A 16,541-nucleotide genomic window follows, 5' to 3' on the forward strand; every position below is an offset into this window, starting at 1 on the left:
TTATCCTGTGACGTCAATGGTTTCTACTAACCTAAGTACTTCTTCAACACTGGTAACTCCTAGCTTAGCATAGTCAAATGCTGCTAATGCTAAAGGTCTAAATTCAGGATGTTGTTTAGCGGCTTGAGTGAAAGCCTCGGTATCGTCACGTTTTAAAGCGGCCATCATCGGCTCATTCATTTCTAATAACTCAAAAACACCAATACGGCCTTTATAACCACTGTATTGACATGTTTGACAACCGCGTCCATGACTGAATTCAATTGCTTTAACATCTTCATCAACTAAATTTGATAACCACATCAACTCTTGATCATCAGGTTGATAAACTTGGCGACAGCTATCACACACTTTACGCACCAATCGTTGGGCAATAATTGCTCGCAATGAACTCCCGACTAAGAAACCTGCTGCGCCCATATCTAATAGACGCAAAGCACTGGTAATTGCGTCATTTGTATGTAGCGTTGATAACACTAAGTGACCGGTTAATGCGCCTCGCAAACCTATTTCTACGGTTTCTTTGTCTCGCATTTCACCTACCATCAAAATGTCTGGATCTTGTCGTAAAGCGGTACGTAAAACACTAGAAAAGGTGAGGTTAATTTTACTGTTAATTTGTACCTGATTAACTCGTGGTAAACGATACTCTACAGGGTCTTCAACTGTAATAATTTTCTTAGTTGATTTATTAAGTTCACTTAATGCTGCATATAAGGTGGTTGTTTTACCACTACCGGTAGGACCTGTAACTAACACCATGCCATGTGGGCGTGATATTTGATGACGAATACGTTTCACAAAATGTTCAGGCATACCCGTTTCGTCTAACGACAATAAACCTGCTGACTGATCAAGCAAACGCATAACCACAGACTCACCGTATTGCACGGGCATTGTAGACATACGAACATCAATATTATGACCATTGATTTTCAAGTTAAATCGGCCATCTTGAGGTAAACGTTTCTCAGATATATCTAAACCTGCCATCAGTTTTAAGCGTAAAACCATCGCTGAGGCAATTTTATTCTCTTTTAAAATGTTTTCTTGTAAAACACCATCAATACGTTGTCGAATACGTAAGGCTTTTTCGTCTGGTTCAATGTGAACATCAGATGCACGCATTTGCACAGCATCTTCGAAGACTGATTGTAATAACTTCCCAACCGTTGCATCTCCACCTTCTTCTAGAAAGTTATTTGATAAATCAAAGTCGCTACTTTGATCGTATTCTTCTTCAAGTTGGCTAGCAAAAGATTCGATATCTGCAGTACGACGATATAAACCATCAAAGGCATTAAAAAGCTGCGATTCCATTACAACCGCAAGTTTCAAACGTTTTGGCGCTAACATCTGCTCAAGCTGATCGAGTGCACTTAAATCTGCCGGATCACTCATACCAATAAGTACAGAGTCGCCTTGGTCTTCAATAATAATAGCGCGCAAACGTCGTGCGTGAACTTCAGGTAATAACAAAGCAACTTCAGAAGAAATTCTGCGCTGACTTATATCTAAAAATGGTACATCAAGTTGTTGGGCAAAAAACTCTAACAATTGACGTTCACTAATATGCCCTAACTCAATTAAGGTATCGCCAAGCTTTCTACCACTGGTTTTTTGGCTATTTAACGCCTGCATAAGTTGTTCATTACTAATAATGTGTTCGTGAACAAGTAAATCGCCCAAACGCATTTTTAATTTAGGTGCTGCCATATTATTCTCCTAACTCTATCAGGCGCTGTTGAGCAAACTGCATCGCACTTGTTGATAAATTATTACGTGCTATAGATTGTTTGTATGCATCTCTTGCAGGTACAAACTTTCCAAGACTATCTAATGAAACTGCTACACCTAACCACCATCGACCAACGTCTGGTTGCAGTGATATCAGTTGGCGATATGCAAAAATGGCATCTTCGTGTTCGTTTAACTCTGCAGACACATTAGCTAACAACGTTTGTACTTCTGAACTATTACTACGACTTACTGGCTTTAAAATGTTATATGCGGGTCTTGCTTGACCTTGTTCATAGTAAATCCTAGCACTCATCAAGCGCATTTCCTCTGCTTGCGGCTCTAAGGCAATACCTTGCGACAACAAGTTAATTGCATCTTGATAATATTTTTTTCCATACCACAAAGCGGCAAGTTGTTTACGCGCGGTTTCATGAGTTGGCATTACCATTAATATTTCTTCAAATAACGACTCAGCTTTAGCAATATCATTGCGTTCCATTGCTTTTTCAGCTTGAGAAATTTTATTGGCTGCTAACGCTTTTGGTGATAATTGTGTACGTGAAATGGTTAAGCTAGATTTAACTTTAACTGGCATCGATACACTCAAGCTTTCAGGTTGAACAGCTTTTTTAATCGTTTCAAGCGGTGCTACAATAACAACCGTGTCATCTTTTTCTAGTATCTTGGCTTCTAAATAATTTGAGTTATTTGAGTTTTTTACATTTGCTACTTCGCTTGAGCTTTTAGTGACAAAGGTATTACTTTTGTCACTAATCTCAGTTGCTATGGTATCGGGTATCACTTGTATACTGTGATTTCTTTCAACTACAGACTCAGTTGTTTTTGTCTGATTTGAAGGCTTAAGTACAGGCTCTTTATTAACGTTAGTGTCAACATTTGACTTAGCTATTGTCGTATTAGGCTGAACGGTAAATGCCTTTTTTTGTTGTGCCTGTAATTTTAATTGTGTGTTCTCACTGTAAAGTTGCCAGCCGAACATACCAATAATATTTATGATTACAATAACAGCAACAGTAATCAGTATAATTTTTGTTGTTGAATTTTTCACTGTTACCGGCACAGAAACGTTAGCATTATCTTGTTGTTCGCTTTGACGTTTGTCTAAGTCCTTTAACATTTGGTTTATTACACTCATACTAGCAACCCAAAAATATCCCATGAAAAGTACAAACCAACAAAAATTGCAACGAGCAACAGGCTAAATAAATAAACCTTTTTCGACGAGCTTAGTTGCAAACCTTCGGTATCTTGTATTGCAGAATTTAAATGCTTTTTGGTCAATACATAACTACCTTGACCATAGCCCAGCATTAACATTTTATGACAAATAATATTAACCAATCTAGGGATACCACCACTGATTTTAGCGACTTTATGGGCTAATGAATGGCTAAACAAATTAACGCCCTTATGACCAGCAACTTGTAATCTATGTTGAATATAATAATCAACTTCACGAGCGTTCATTGCACGTAGTTTATAAGAAAATGTGATGCGTTGTTTTAACTGCCTAAACGCTTTTTCGGCTAATCTTTCATCTAATTCTGGTTGAGCAAATAAAACCACTTGTAATAATTTTCGAGTTTCAGTTTCAAGATTAGTAAACAACCTTAATGCTTCAAGGCTTTCAGAAGGTAAAGCTTGTGCTTCATCAAGAATTAGCACAACAGAATGACCTCTAATATGTAATTCCAATAATCTTTGCTGAATACGTTGAGTTAGCAGTTGTAGCGACATGCTTTGGGCTTGTTTTACACCTAACTCAACCGCTACCGCACGTCGTAATTCATCAGGTTTCAAATACGGATTTGGAATATAAGCAGTGACAAAGTGCTCTGGAATTTCATTCAGTAACTTTCGACACAACAAGGTTTTACCCGTGCCGACTTCACCGACAACCTTGATAAAACCTTCACCTGTTTTTAACGCTGTAAGTAGTACCGCAAGAGCCTCATTGTGAGACTCTAACCCCAAGTAAAAACTGGTATTTGGGGTCAGGGTAAATGGGAGTTCCCTTAAACCAAAATGGTACAAATACATAAGTTACAACTTAATTATTGCTTGTGCTTGCATCTGCATCTTCTGGAAACCATTGCTTTAACAATGCACGTGCATCTTGTAACTGATTTTTCCAAGTATCATGGCCAATCACAACAGGCTTCAGCAAAATAACGAGTTCTTTCTTTTGAACAGATTCACTCTTGCTCTTGAACAATGCCCCCATAATAGGAATATCACCGAAGAAAGGTGTTTTAGACTCTATATCAACTTTGCGTGTTTCTATCAGACCACCAATAACCACAATTTCGCCTGATCTTGCGCGAATAATAGTATCCGACTCTCTGACGCTACTTTGTGCTAGTGGCAATATAATATCTTGGTCGCTTAATCTAATAGTTTTAGTTTGCTCATCCGTTATCGTCACTGAAGGGTGAATGTGTAAAATAACTTCACCATTTGCATCAATTTGCGGCGTTACATCTAAGGCTATACCAGAGAAGAAAGGGGTCAAATCAATTTCTGGCGTGGTGGTGGTTGAGGTGCCGGTAGTGGTAGTGCTAGAAACATCGGTAACGAAATATTCATCTTCACCCACTTTAATAATAGCTTTTTGATTATTTGTCGCCGTAATTCTTGGGCTAGAAAGTACTTGAACATTGCCCTGCGTGGATAATAAGTCGATCACACCGCTGAAGTCTTTATTTAAAAAGCTCAAACTTGTAACACCGCCCACTGCAGAAGAGATAGTATTACCAATAATATTACCGGTTGTAGAAAAACCAATATCTGTACTTTCAATGTGTCCTAATACTTGGTCCCACTTAACACCTTGCTGGTAATCATCATTTAAGGTGACTTCCATAATTTTCGCTTCAATAATAACTTGACGACGTAGGTGCTCTTCGGTGCTTTCAATAAAGCGTTTAACAGCGGCTATTTCACCAGGTAGCGCCTTAATAGTTACTAGGCCTGCTTGAGGAGAAACAATAACAGAGCGGCCATTCTCATCGCCAACTAAGGCGGTAAGTGTTTCTTTTAATTCAGTCCAAAAGTCCGACTCATTTTCGGTGTAAATGTTTACACCACTACTACTGCTTTGATTACTGTTGCCATTTTGTCCGTTGCTACTGCCGCCACTATTATTATTGTTGTTGCTACTGTTGTTATTGTTGCTAGAGTTACTACTGTTTGGATCATTTTCAGAAACACCGCCTGAATTTATACTGGTACTAGAAATACCACGGCGTTTTACGTACAAGTAATCTAAAGGAATAGTTTCGGTACGAATACCTGCGGGATAAACTTGAATTACACGCCCTTCTCGACGAATATCATATCCATAAAGTGATTCAACTACGTCGAGTGTTTCATCTAGGGTGACATTTTTCAAATTCAGTGTGATGTTGCCGCTTACCTCTGGGTGCACGGCGATACTGTATGGCGAGTCATCGACTATTGCAGCAAAAAATTGATCTGCAGCCACACCGCTAGCGGCTATTTCTAAACGTTTTTCTGCCAATAGGCCATGACGAGCTTGTTGAATTTCTTTTTGCATAAGCTCTTGGCGAACAGAGTTTGGTAAAGCTTGCAGTGGCTTAGGTGCGGTTGGTTGTTCCGCTTGCGCAATGGCTTTATCTAATGCTTGTGTTACATCCGTTGGTGGTTTCGGCGCTGACTGACAACCTACGAGTGCGATAACCGCTGAGCAGCATAATAATTTCATTTGGTGCTTTTTATTTGTAATTTTTTTATTCATTTTGAGTTCGCTATTACACCTGAAAATAATGATAATTCCATTCTACCCTGTGGTGAATCTAACACCACCCCATTCTTACTAATTGTAATCAAGTTAAAGCCATTGTATTTATCACCAACATTAAGTACCTGGCCATTGATAATTGCTTTTCTTTTATTATTGCTTTCGATAATTGACTGTAAAACTAAAGTGGTACTTTTTTCATTGCTATTGGCGGATGCTATCGCGCCAAAAGGTCTGGTTGGATCTGTTTGCTGACTATTTACATAGTTGGACACAAATAGTAAGCATAAAACGAACATGACTTTATACACCGATAAACTCCTGTGATGTGCTTAAACTATAGATTTCAATTTCAAGTTCGCTCACTGGATACGTTTTTAATTGATAATCAAATTCTTGCCAAAAAAACTTCCAAGATAAACTTTCTAATTGGGTTAAGTAATCTTTTAATTCAAAATATTGACCTTGAAGCTTAATTTTTATCCCATGTCGATATAAACGTAATTGCTTCGGCGGCGACTTTTTAGGACTGGCGTTAACTGACGTTATGCTATCTTTTTCATCCGTTTTATCGGCTTCAGCTTTGTTTTCAGTTACAGGCGTTGCCGGCATTACTTCAAATGAAAGTAATTTAACGCCCTTTTGTAATTTGAGTAATTTGATCAAGGCGTAACGCATTTGAATGGGGTCAATTAAGTCTGAGGTTAATTCAAGTAATTTTTCGTCAACATCTCCCAGCTTAGCCTGATATTGAGATAACTCTTTTTGTAAGGCAATATTTGGGTCTTCACGCAACGCCTGCTCTAAAATTTGAATAGAATTGCTTTTATTTTCGTTATCTTGTTTGGCTATAGTTACTTGGTCACTTAAATGTTCAATGTTTTGAATAGGCTCATCTAAAAATAAACTATATAAAATAAAAACGATGGCCACTAAGCCTGACGCTATAATTAAATACTGCTCTCGAGGTGTCGTATTATTGAATTTTTCACTATAAGTTAACCACTGCGACATAACTCTACTCTCCTTTAGTTGGTGCAGAGCTAACAACGAACTCAGTTAGTTTTTGCTCATTTTCAGTTAAAGAAAAATTAATAAAGCGTTTGCCTGAAAGGAATGTTGATGATTCAAAGCCAGAAAGCCAATGAGGAACTGCATCTGGTGTTCTAGCAAGTCCCGAAAAGGTCATATTCCCATTGCCAATACTAACTCTTTGTAAACTAATATTTTTGTCATGTAACGCAGCTAACTCTATCATCGCACTTGAAAAGCCAGCACTATAGGTTTTTGTTGGATCGGTTAACTGCTTATGTAAATGCTCTTTATTGGCAATCACAAGCTTAATTGTATTTAGCTGTGCGAGTAATTTAGAATCTTGACGATTATTACTAATAGCAGACTCTAAACTCTTTAATTCTGTTGTTTTAGCAGTATTGATTGAATTAACGCTTTCAAACTCAGCTTTAACATTATTGACCTGCAATTGAACAATAAATATTATGCCGAGCATTACCACCAAGGTTATACCCCATACTGCGACAACACGATTTAGTGACCATAACGCTTTTGTTGGTAACAGGCCAGCCTGCAATAAGTTGATTGAATGTTTAGCCATTTTAATTTGGCTCCATAAAGTTTAACTGTGTAGCCCCAACAGCTACAGCACTACCTCGAAAGTTTTCAAGCGAAGTAGCCATAGCAAACAACTTAACTTCTACATTGGTGTTCTCTGCCAATTTACGTGCTAAAAAAGCTTCTTGTTCAACGGGCAGTAAAATTTCAATCGCTTTGATAGGAGCTTGCTTTAATTGTCGTTCAAAGTAGTCGGTAGAGCGTTGAATTTCTAAGCTTAAAGCGTCTATAACACCCATGCTTAATTCGTCTTCAGTTTTAGTGGCAATTTGAGCAAAACCGCGTAAGCGTCGACTAAAGAAAAGCTGTCCGTTCTTAACAATTAACAGGTTTATTTCTTCATTAGGTTGTTGGCAAACGAGTAAAACGGCATCTTGTTGTATGGGGAGTAAACTGGCAAAAGCAAATTCTTCAGTAGTAATACAGCCAATGCTTAAGTTTTCACCGCTAATGGTTGCTACCAATTCAATCAAGTCATTTTTAGGGACACATACAACGTTAATTTTTTCATGTCCACCGGCAAGTGTTGGACCATCAAAATAATCTAAAATCATATTTTCCGGTGAAATACTGACCAGGTCTTTAATTTGCCATTTTAATGCTGCATTCATTTCAGCGTCTGGTACTTTGGGTTTATCTACTTGAACTATTTGTGAATGGGCATGTGTTAGCACCAATTGACATTGGCCTGAAAGCGATTTACTACTCAGTAAGTTTTTCAGCGCATTAACGACTGAATTACCTTTGTTTTCAACAACCTTACTCTTAATGCCATTGCTTTTTTTAGCAAAATAGCTAATTGAATGCTGTCGTAAAGCGACACCAATTAATTCAGTTGATTTCACTGATGAGAAAATATTTTTGATCCGTGTAATAATTGTCATTAAGCGATATTATTATCTTAGTTATCTTTGACCATAAAGCCATTATCGCTGATTCTCTTTTCGGTGCAAGTGTTTTAATTACTTCATTATTTTGAGTTACAAAACTTATGTCTACTTTCTCAGTTTTACAAACGATTACTCATCCAGTTTTTACTCAACATAAATTAAATGTACAAATTAAACGTGACGATCTTATTCATAATATTATTTCAGGTAATAAATGGCGTAAATTAAAACACAACATACTGCACGCTAAATCTATTGGCGCTAAAGGCGTTATTACTTTTGGAGGCTGTTTTTCCAATCATATTCATGCTTGTGCATTTGCCTGTTTTGACCATGGCTTACCTGTTATTGGCATTATACGAGGCGAGGAAAGTAGTCAGAATAATTACACTTTAGCGTGGGCAAAACATTGGAACATGCAATTAAAATTTGTTGACCGAAAGACCTATCGCATGCGAGATGATGAAACTTACTTAAAGCAATTGCAGCAACAATACCCAGATCATTTTATTATCCCTGAAGGGGGAAGTAATGCATTGGCGCTATGTGGTGTCAGTGAAGTTATTGAAGAGCTAAGCCAGCAAAGTGAGTTTGATACACTTATGACACCCGTTGGCAGTGGAGGAACCCTTGCTGGCCTTATAATGGGTGACAAATGTAAACACAACTTACTAGGGATTGCTGTTCTAAAACAACAACATTATTTAGAGCAAGCGGTGCTTTCATTATTACCTAATCAAATAAAGCAAAGTAGTAATTGGCGCATAGCACATGAATTTCACCGAGGAGGGTATGCCAAATTCAGCCAAATTGATGCTGACAGAATTCGTGCTTTTAGTCATATAGTTGGCATAGACTTTGAGCCGATATATTCAGGTAAAATGATTTTAGCGCTGCTAGACCTTATAGCGTCAGGTTACTTTCCTGAGCATCACCGAATTGTATTATTACACACAGGTGGTCTACAAGGTTTAGCAGGGATGTTCGAACGTGGCTTACTTAACCAAGATGAATGGCCTTTGCTACCTGCGCCACCGGTTCGGTAAAAAAGTGTCCTTGGCCTCCTTTTACACCAAGTTGTAACAGTGTTCGCCACTCCGACTTGTTTTCAACACCTAACGCATACACCGGCATATTTTTCGCTTCTGCTAGTTTTTTTAAACTTTGGATAAACACCTGGTTTTCCACTTTTTTATCTATATCTATCACAATACTTCGATGTAACTTCATCGCATATATTGGATATACATTAATATAGTGAGCGCTTACTACATATTGCCCAACCTTATCAGCAATAATTTTCACACCGGCAATATGTAAAGTAGTTAACGTCGAAGCTAACTCAGATATATGACTGACTAATTGGTACTCGCTTATTTCAATCATTAGCTTATCTTTAACCGCAGGAAACTGTTGCGCTATTGCTATAAATTTATCAGCAAACCCTGCTGAAAGTAGTGAGTCTATAGAAACATTAATACTGCAACTGTATTGCTGATCTTGTTCATGTGCTAAAACACGACATACCTGTTCAAGAATAAGTAAATCTATTTGAACGGTTAAACCACACTTTTTAGCCATGGGAAAGAAAACGCGCGCATTTATCAGAGCACCGTTTTTATCCCTAACCTTAGATAAAACTTCATGATGCAAAACTTCTGCATTATCGCTCGCAATAACAGGCTGAAAAAAAATAACAAACCTATTACCTTGTATCGCGGTATTAAGAAAAGTTCGCCACTTGAGTGAGCCTTTTGCTTTTACGGCTGCTAACTCTCCAGCTTCAAACATAAACCACTGCGATGGCCCTTGTAACTGTGCTGAGCGCAGTGCCATATCCGCCTCTGACATTATCTGATAAGGCACCTGATCATGACCAAAATAGCTAATACCAATATGAACAAACTCTTCTTGGCTAATTCCTACAGGTTTGACGACTGTTTGAAAATTTTTGATTAACCTCCCTGCTAACTGTTCAACTTCTTGCACAAAAAAATTGGGAAGTAATAGGGATAATTCATAATCACTATGTCGTGCAAGAAAATAGCTAGGTTGCCCTTGTAGTCTATTTTTAGTGACTTGAATTAAGGTTAATAAAAGTGATAAAGCCTGTTGATAGCCATGCAAGTTTTGCACTAGTTCAATTTCTTTAAATTGGATTAAAAGTACAGCACCTTGAACTTCTTCTTCTTTGAGAAATGCTTGTAATCTATTATCGAAAAATGCTCGGTTGCCTATTCGGGTTTCTTGATCAAGCAAAGCACTTGACCGAATACTTTGATCCCATGCGGTGTCACTTTCAATGTTGTCATTAATTTGCTGCTGTAATTGATGGATGGCTGACGTAATCGCGTAAGTTTCTTTTAATGAATGGTCAATATCAATTTTGCTTGACGTACCTTGAATTATCGATAAGTTAGCCCAGTTTTCTAAAGCTTTTAGGGGTTTAAAATTAATCACCAGTTGCTGTTTAAATTTCTTATATAGCAATCCCCCATTTAAAAGTAACACTAAAGTAAATATCCAGAATAAATAAGAAGAAAACACCACATAAATAGGATGCTGAAAACTTAAGTACCAGCGACTATTCGCTATAGGTAGCAAACGAGAGTTTGTTTCATTTGTCATTACTAATCGACCAATTACACTATTAGGTACAGCAGGCGTACTGGCCAAGTTAAGTAATTGTTGATCGTTAAGTATTAATGCTTCTATCGTATTATGCTGGCTATTTTGCGTTTGATAGACAGCCACAATAGAAAACAGACACACTAAGATATAAAGCATGGCTATCGAAAAAAATAGTGTTTTAACGGTGAGTTTTTCGTGTAGATTAACCTTTGATAACATTGGCACTCCGTAGCAAAGCATCCATTTTCTAACTTTCCTTAGTATTTATCATTTTGAAATTCTTATTTTAATTTCCACATTTATTCAAGTGTAGTATAAATACGCGGATTTATTTAGATTGCTAAAAACTTTTATGAGTACTACCTAGCGCTATGTTGATTTTAAAATGTGTGGGTCATTAACCTTAACATTAACTTTCAAGAGAAGTATTGATCATAATACGATTTTATTTTTTGCATAAAAAAACCTGAATTCATGACGAATTCAGGTTTTTATCATACGATTACTAGCAGCGATTAAGCTTGAGCAATAACAACAACTTTAATTGTTGCATCTACATCGTTGTGCACGTGAATTACGATATCGAATTCACCTGTTTCACGAATGCTACCTAATGGTAAACGTACTTCAGCTTTAACAACTTCAACACCAGCTTCAGTGATTGCATCAGCAATATCACGTGTACCAATTGAACCGAATAATTTACCTTCATCACCAGCTTTAGAAGCGATAGTGATTTCAGCTAATTCAGTTAATTTAGCAGCACGTGCTTCAGAAGCACTAAGTTGCTCAGCTAATTTTTTCTCTAAGTCAGCGCGACGAGCTTCAAAGTGCTCAACGTTTGCTTTAGAGGCAAAAACAGCTTTGCCTTTTGGTAATAAAAAGTTACGAGCGTAACCAGATTTAACTGTTACCTTGTCACCAAGGCCGCCTAATTTGGCGATTTTATCAAGAAGTATTACTTCCATTTTCAAAACCCCTTATTAGGTTACTTATGTAAATCAGTATATGGTAATAATGCTAAGTAACGAGCACGCTTGATCGCACGACCAAGTTGACGTTGATATTTAGCACTTGTACCAGTAATACGGCTAGGAACAATTTTACCACTTTCAGTGATGTAGTTTCTTAGTACAGCTGTATCTTTATAATCGATTGCAGCAGCACCTTCCGCCGAAAAACGGCAGAACTTACGACGTCTAAAAAAACGAGACATGGATTTCTCCTAAAATGGCTTACTTTCTTCAGGTGAAAATCACCGTTAAATAGGTATAGCCTAAATTAAATCATTTCAATTTGTTGGGCATGTAATACTAAAAGCGGATTACCGTTTCTAGATTCATGACGGTTTATAAAACCAGTCACTTTAACATTACAGCCTTCAATTAAATCACGAGTTAAGTGTTGTGACACTTTGCCGGTTGCAACAACTTGTATTCGAACAAACGCTTGTCTGTTCATGCCTGCTTCATTTTGTATAGACTTGTGGTCCATTGAAAACTGACAGTGCTGAATACCCGCTGGGCTAGTTGACGTTTTAGGTGGCTTTACCACATGTCCGGTCAATACTAAGCAATTCTCTATACTATTATTCATAGGTAGAGGAACGGTCACAGGTTACTTATTCTTCGCTCGCAGCTTCTTCTTTTGGTGCTTCGGCAGCTGGTGCTTCAACATCTGATGCTTCAGTAGCTGGTGCGTCAGTAACGTCTTTCTTCACTTCGCGACGCTCATCACGACGGTCTTCTTTAGCAACAGCCATAGCTGAAGCTTCAGTAACCGCGTCTTTAGTGCGCATGATCATGTTACGTATAACAACATCGTTATAACGGAAAGAAGTTTCTAATTCATCAATAACGGCTTGTGGCGCTTCAATGTTAATTAAAACATAGTGTGCTTTGTGCAATTTATTGATTGGGTAAGCTAATTGGCGACGGCCCCAGTCTTCAAGACGGTGGATTTTGCCTTCAGCATTAGTGACGATGTCACTGTAACGCTGAATCATAGCTGGTACTTGTTCACTCTGGTCAGGGTGAACCATAAATACGATTTCGTAATGACGCATTACGAGCTCCTTACGGTTGTAGCCTCATTGTCTGGCTCAGCCAACACCAGTTGAGGCAAGGAACAAAAGTTCAGGCTGAATTAAGGACGCGTATTGTAGGGAAAATCAGCAAAAAAGGCAAGAAGATGCTTCATATAGTTTATTTAAAGTAATTTAAACTTAATATTCATTCACTTGGCATATTATATTAAGCAGATAATCTAGCCAAAAATGGTTAAATTTATATTGGATAGAGATAAATGAAGTGGAGAGGTGAGTGTTTTAGTCGTTAACTCGAATAAATAAGTATTATGCTTAAGGATATCTTTGAAAAAATGCAGAGTAAGCTTAGGCTATCTTAAATAGAATAAGTTTCAGCTTACTTTGCTTTCATTAGTTTTGTGCGTTAACTCACGATTCGTTGACGTACTATCTCAAATAAACAGATACCCGTTGCTACCGATACGTTCAAACTAGACACACTGCCTGCCATAGGTAATTTAACCAGTTGATCACAATTTTCGCGTGTTAAACGGCGCATACCTTTACCTTCTGCGCCCATTACTAATGCCATTGGGCCAGCTAATTTTACGTCGTATAGGCAAGTATCGGTTTCACCGGCAGTACCGATAATCCATACACCCATTTGTTGCAATGCTTTCATGGTTCTTGATAAATTAGTTACTTGTACTAATGGCACACTTTCAGCAGCTCCAACTGCAACTTTACGAACAGTTGCGGTTAAACGCGCAGCATTATCTTTTGGAACAATAATCGCTTGTACACCCGCTGCATCAGCATTTCGCAAACATGCACCTAAGTTATGAGGATCAGTTACACCATCAAGTATCAGTAAAAATGGCGCTTGTTCTTTACGTTCAGCTTCTGCAAGAATGTCTTCTAAGTCGGCTTCAGTGAAAACTTTACCAGGCTTAACACGAGCAACAACACCTTGATGCTGTTCACCTTCACTTTTATCATCAAGTACTTTGCGATTCGCCATTTGCGCAAGGATACCGTACTCTTGCGCTAAATTAATAATAGGCATTAAACGGTCATCATCACGACCTTTGAGCAACCATAACTCGATAAACCTTTCTGGTGCGTGTTCCATCAAGGCTTTTACGGCATGAATGCCAATGACTAACTCTTCTTGCTTTGCCATAAATTTAATTCTTTCTCTATTAGTTACTTTTTACCAACTCAACTGATTTCGTGAAGACTTGGTATAACATGTCTTTGCAGCTAAATAAGTTACAATCTAGACGGGTTTTATTAGGTTAACTGGCGACAACGTAAACTGACGACATAAGTGCCAAGCAATCCGTTATAATTTCACCATTAATAAGTTAATCAACGGCTTTGCGAGCATTTTTACCTGGACGCTTTTTTCTCGCCTTGCGCTTCTTAGCTTTTGTTGTAGTTTTATCGCCGGCTTTAGCTGGTTGAGCTTTTTCATCAAAACTCGCTTTTGCGTCTTCTGATACTGATTTACCTGCAGAGCGTTTACCGCGTTTATGCTTATCTGAGCTTTTGCTTTTCGTTTGTGGTTTTGCACGTTTGATAACAGCATTAGCACCAGCGAGTGCTAAGTCAATTTTTTTCTCATCAAGATTAACCGCTGCAACTTGTACTTCTACCGTGTCGCCAATATGATACTTAGCACCCGTATTTTCGCCTGTTAAACACATGCGTACATCATCAAAATGATAATAGTCATGGCCTAACGAGGTAATATGTACTAAGCCTTCAATGTGTAAGTCAGCTAAACGTACAAATAAACCAAAGTTAGTTACAGTCGATATAACACCAGTAAATGTATCACCAACATGATCTTGCATATATTCACATTTAAGCCAGTCTGAAACATCACGTGTTGCATCATCAGCACGACGCTCGGTCATAGAGCAATGTTCACCAAGCTCTATTACTGCTTCAGGGGTATAATTATGCGCGCCAGCGTTCGCTTCATCTTTAGCTTGTTCATCTAAAATAGCTTTAATAACGCGATGTACCACCAAATCAGGATAACGGCGTATAGGCGAAGTAAAGTGACTATATGATGGTAATGCTAAACCAAAATGGCCAATATTATCGCTTTGATATACCGCTTGTCGCATTGAGCGCAATAACATGGTTTGAATGAGCTCTTGATCAGGTCGGTCGGCTATTTTCTCTAATATGTGACAATAGTCTTGCGGCTCAGGTTGTTCCTTACGCTCTCCCATTGAAGATAGGTCGAGACCAAGCTCGTTAACGTAACTAAGAAAGTTATTGTACTTGTCTTCACTCGGCTTATCGTGAACACGAAATAGACCTGGCTTTTTATGTTTTTCGATAAACTCTGCCGTAGCAACGTTGGCTAAAATCATACATTCTTCAATGATTTTATGTGCATCGTTACGTACCATCGCCACAATAGATTCTATTTTTCTATCACTGTTAAAAAGAAATTGAGACTCAGTGGTTTCAAAAGCAATTGCACCACGCTTAGTTCTCGCTTTACTCAGCACATGATACATAGTATTTAGGTTATCTAAATCTGGGATCAATGCTTGATACTGTGTTCGTAATTCTGCGCGATAATCTTCGTCTTTTTGCTCTGGGTTCACACCTAATATGGTTGCTACTTTACTGTAAGTAAAACGTGCTTTAGAGCGCATGACCGCAGGATAGAATTTCGAACCGGCTAGCTCGCCCGCTGCATTGATGGTCATTTCGCAAACCATACACAACCGGTCAACATCAGGATTTAATGAACATAAGCCATTAGAAAGCTTTTCCGGCAACATAGGAATAACTTGGCTTGGAAAATACACTGAATTACCACGAGAAATAGCTTCTTCATCTAATGCGGTTTTATCACGCACGTAATAGCTTACGTCAGCGATAGCAACCCAAAGCGTCCAACCACCATCAGCAATAGGTTTACAATAAACCGCGTCGTCAAAATCTCGTGCGTCTTCACCATCAATAGTAACTAAGGGTAGTTCACGAAGATCAACTCTTGGTGCTTTTGCAGATTCTTCAACTTCATCTGCAATGCCGCTAACTTCAGCAATAACTTCAGGAGAAAATTGATTTGGAAGATCGTGCTCACGTAAAGCAATTTCAATTTCCATACCGGGAGCCATATGCTCACCTAACACTTCAATCACTTCACCCACCGCATTTGAACGTTTAGTCGGTCTTTGAATAACATTAACAACAACGACTTCGCCGTGACGGGCGCCTAACTTTTTATCTGGTTGAATCAAAATTTCTTGTTGAATACGGGCATCATCGGGCACAACACAGGCAATATGATGATCAACATAAAATCGACCTACAACTCCAGCAGTGCGAGGTTTAATAACATCAAGTATCTTAACTTCTTTGCGACCTTTTCGATCGGTACGATCAATCAGTATAGCTTCGACTATATCACCATGAATAACCCGCTTCATTTCATAAGATGAAATATAGAAATCTTTGTCGCCACTATCGGGGGCAAAGAAACCAAAACCATCACGATGACCAATAACCTTACCCGTTAAAACATCACTACGATTTGCAACAGCGTATTGTTTAAATTTGTTAAACACAATTTGACCGCTATTTTCCATGGCGCGCAGACGATGTTTTACTCCGACAATCATTTCTTCGTCGGTATACTGCAACTGCTTAACAATAGCTTTAAAGGTTGGCGGGATATTAGATTTTTCGATCAGCGACAATAACAGCTCTCGGCTTGCTACCGGTTTATCATATTTGTCAGCTTCACGCTGTTTGTGTGGGTCTTTATCGGTCACATTTATTCAGTAATGGTTTTTTTTGTAGTATA

At 38.3% G+C, this 16,541-nt stretch carries 16 protein-coding genes; 1 reads left to right on the forward strand and 15 read right to left on the reverse strand.

What is annotated here, in order from left to right:
• Genes DBO93_RS16455 through DBO93_RS16490 form a run of 8 tightly spaced genes read right to left on the reverse strand, consistent with a single transcriptional unit; the run spans window position 1 to window position 8,037 of the window.
• Window positions 1–1,716 (reverse strand): GspE/PulE family protein, encoded by a 1,716-nt coding sequence (locus DBO93_RS16455; protein ID WP_108457312.1) that lies wholly within the window; start codon window positions 1,714–1,716, stop codon window positions 1–3.
• A gap of 1 nt (window position 1,717) precedes the next feature.
• Entirely contained in the window at window positions 1,718–2,896 is a 1,179-nt protein-coding gene (locus DBO93_RS16460) for a tetratricopeptide repeat protein (RefSeq protein ID WP_162533812.1), read from the reverse strand.
• Window positions 2,893–3,801: an AAA family ATPase gene (locus DBO93_RS16465; protein ID WP_108457314.1), complete on the reverse strand. Its 909-nt coding sequence runs from the start codon at window positions 3,799–3,801 to the stop codon at window positions 2,893–2,895. The genes DBO93_RS16460 and DBO93_RS16465 overlap by 4 nt, the downstream gene beginning before the upstream one ends.
• Before the next feature lie 10 nt (window positions 3,802–3,811).
• On the reverse strand, window positions 3,812–5,518 hold the full coding sequence (gene mshL, locus DBO93_RS16470) for a pilus (MSHA type) biogenesis protein MshL (protein ID WP_108457315.1): 1,707 nt from the start codon (window positions 5,516–5,518) through the stop codon (window positions 3,812–3,814).
• A complete protein-coding gene (locus tag DBO93_RS16475) occupies window positions 5,515–5,796 on the reverse strand; it encodes a general secretion pathway protein GspB (protein ID WP_162533813.1) in 282 nt (93 codons plus the stop codon). The genes mshL and DBO93_RS16475 overlap by 4 nt, the downstream gene beginning before the upstream one ends.
• 28 nt (window positions 5,797–5,824) lie before the next feature.
• Window positions 5,825–6,535 (reverse strand): hypothetical protein, encoded by a 711-nt coding sequence (locus tag DBO93_RS16480; protein ID WP_108457317.1) that lies wholly within the window; start codon window positions 6,533–6,535, stop codon window positions 5,825–5,827.
• A 4-nt stretch (window positions 6,536–6,539) separates the two neighbouring features.
• Window positions 6,540–7,136 carry a PilN domain-containing protein gene (locus DBO93_RS16485; RefSeq protein ID WP_108457318.1) on the reverse strand — a complete coding sequence of 199 codons (597 nt, stop codon included), beginning with the start codon at window positions 7,134–7,136 and terminating at the stop codon, window positions 6,540–6,542.
• A gap of 1 nt (window position 7,137) precedes the next feature.
• Window positions 7,138–8,037 carry a hypothetical protein gene (locus DBO93_RS16490; RefSeq protein ID WP_108457319.1) on the reverse strand — a complete coding sequence of 300 codons (900 nt, stop codon included), beginning with the start codon at window positions 8,035–8,037 and terminating at the stop codon, window positions 7,138–7,140.
• Window positions 8,038–8,144: 107 nt separating this feature from the next.
• On the opposite strand from DBO93_RS16490, the gene DBO93_RS16495 reads away from it, so the two are divergent.
• Window positions 8,145–9,089, forward strand: coding sequence for a pyridoxal-phosphate dependent enzyme (locus DBO93_RS16495; protein WP_108457320.1), 945 nt, complete (start codon window positions 8,145–8,147; stop codon window positions 9,087–9,089).
• On the opposite strand, the gene DBO93_RS16500 is transcribed toward DBO93_RS16495, so the two are convergent.
• The 7 genes from DBO93_RS16500 to rnr form a co-directional block, all read right to left on the reverse strand.
• Window positions 9,043–10,893 carry an EAL domain-containing protein gene (locus tag DBO93_RS16500; protein ID WP_162533814.1) on the reverse strand — a complete coding sequence of 617 codons (1,851 nt, stop codon included), beginning with the start codon at window positions 10,891–10,893 and terminating at the stop codon, window positions 9,043–9,045. The genes DBO93_RS16495 and DBO93_RS16500 overlap by 47 nt on opposite strands.
• Before the next feature lie 296 nt (window positions 10,894–11,189).
• Window positions 11,190–11,642 (reverse strand): 50S ribosomal protein L9, encoded by a 453-nt coding sequence (gene rplI / locus DBO93_RS16505; protein ID WP_081150055.1) that lies wholly within the window; start codon window positions 11,640–11,642, stop codon window positions 11,190–11,192.
• Window positions 11,643–11,662: 20 nt separating this feature from the next.
• On the reverse strand, window positions 11,663–11,890 hold the full coding sequence (gene rpsR / locus DBO93_RS16510) for a 30S ribosomal protein S18 (RefSeq protein ID WP_085330283.1): 228 nt from the start codon (window positions 11,888–11,890) through the stop codon (window positions 11,663–11,665).
• A gap of 65 nt (window positions 11,891–11,955) precedes the next feature.
• The gene (gene priB, locus DBO93_RS16515) at window positions 11,956–12,270 is read right to left on the reverse strand and encodes a primosomal replication protein N (RefSeq protein ID WP_108457322.1); all 315 of its coding nucleotides are present in this window, start codon (window positions 12,268–12,270) and stop codon (window positions 11,956–11,958) included.
• A 25-nt stretch (window positions 12,271–12,295) separates the two neighbouring features.
• On the reverse strand, window positions 12,296–12,739 hold the full coding sequence (gene rpsF / locus DBO93_RS16520; RefSeq protein WP_108457323.1) for a 30S ribosomal protein S6: 444 nt from the start codon (window positions 12,737–12,739) through the stop codon (window positions 12,296–12,298).
• A 385-nt stretch (window positions 12,740–13,124) separates the two neighbouring features.
• On the reverse strand, window positions 13,125–13,883 hold the full coding sequence (gene rlmB, locus DBO93_RS16525; RefSeq protein ID WP_108457324.1) for a 23S rRNA (guanosine(2251)-2'-O)-methyltransferase RlmB: 759 nt from the start codon (window positions 13,881–13,883) through the stop codon (window positions 13,125–13,127).
• A gap of 184 nt (window positions 13,884–14,067) precedes the next feature.
• A complete protein-coding gene (rnr, locus tag DBO93_RS16530; RefSeq protein ID WP_108457325.1) occupies window positions 14,068–16,509 on the reverse strand; it encodes a ribonuclease R in 2,442 nt (813 codons plus the stop codon).
• Window positions 16,510–16,541: the final 32 nt, after the last annotated feature.

Origin of the sequence: Colwellia sp. Arc7-D, assembly GCF_003061515.1 — a bacterium.
Classification (GTDB): Bacteria; Pseudomonadota; Gammaproteobacteria; order Enterobacterales; family Alteromonadaceae; genus Cognaticolwellia.

What these genes read in the sequence shown, in the direction of transcription:
- DBO93_RS16455 (WP_108457312.1), bottom strand. Translation starts at nt 1,716, where the DNA reads ATGGCAGCACCTAAATTAAAAATGCGTTTGGGCGATTTACTTGTTCAC.
- DBO93_RS16460 (WP_162533812.1), bottom strand. Translation starts at nt 2,896, where the DNA reads ATGAGTGTAATAAACCAAATGTTAAAGGACTTAGACAAACGTCAAAGC.
- DBO93_RS16465 (WP_108457314.1), bottom strand. Translation starts at nt 3,801, where the DNA reads ATGTATTTGTACCATTTTGGTTTAAGGGAACTCCCATTTACCCTGACC.
- mshL (WP_108457315.1), bottom strand. Translation starts at nt 5,518, where the DNA reads ATGAATAAAAAAATTACAAATAAAAAGCACCAAATGAAATTATTATGC.
- DBO93_RS16480 (WP_108457317.1), bottom strand. Translation starts at nt 6,535, where the DNA reads ATGTCGCAGTGGTTAACTTATAGTGAAAAATTCAATAATACGACACCT.
- DBO93_RS16485 (WP_108457318.1), bottom strand. Translation starts at nt 7,136, where the DNA reads ATGGCTAAACATTCAATCAACTTATTGCAGGCTGGCCTGTTACCAACA.
- DBO93_RS16490 (WP_108457319.1), bottom strand. Translation starts at nt 8,037, where the DNA reads ATGACAATTATTACACGGATCAAAAATATTTTCTCATCAGTGAAATCA.
- DBO93_RS16495 (WP_108457320.1), top strand. Translation starts at nt 8,145, where the DNA reads ATGTCTACTTTCTCAGTTTTACAAACGATTACTCATCCAGTTTTTACT.
- DBO93_RS16500 (WP_162533814.1), bottom strand. Translation starts at nt 10,893, where the DNA reads ATGTTATCAAAGGTTAATCTACACGAAAAACTCACCGTTAAAACACTA.
- rplI (WP_081150055.1), bottom strand. Translation starts at nt 11,642, where the DNA reads ATGGAAGTAATACTTCTTGATAAAATCGCCAAATTAGGCGGCCTTGGT.
- rpsR (WP_085330283.1), bottom strand. Translation starts at nt 11,890, where the DNA reads ATGTCTCGTTTTTTTAGACGTCGTAAGTTCTGCCGTTTTTCGGCGGAA.
- priB (WP_108457322.1), bottom strand. Translation starts at nt 12,270, where the DNA reads ATGAATAATAGTATAGAGAATTGCTTAGTATTGACCGGACATGTGGTA.
- rpsF (WP_108457323.1), bottom strand. Translation starts at nt 12,739, where the DNA reads ATGCGTCATTACGAAATCGTATTTATGGTTCACCCTGACCAGAGTGAA.
- rlmB (WP_108457324.1), bottom strand. Translation starts at nt 13,883, where the DNA reads ATGGCAAAGCAAGAAGAGTTAGTCATTGGCATTCATGCCGTAAAAGCC.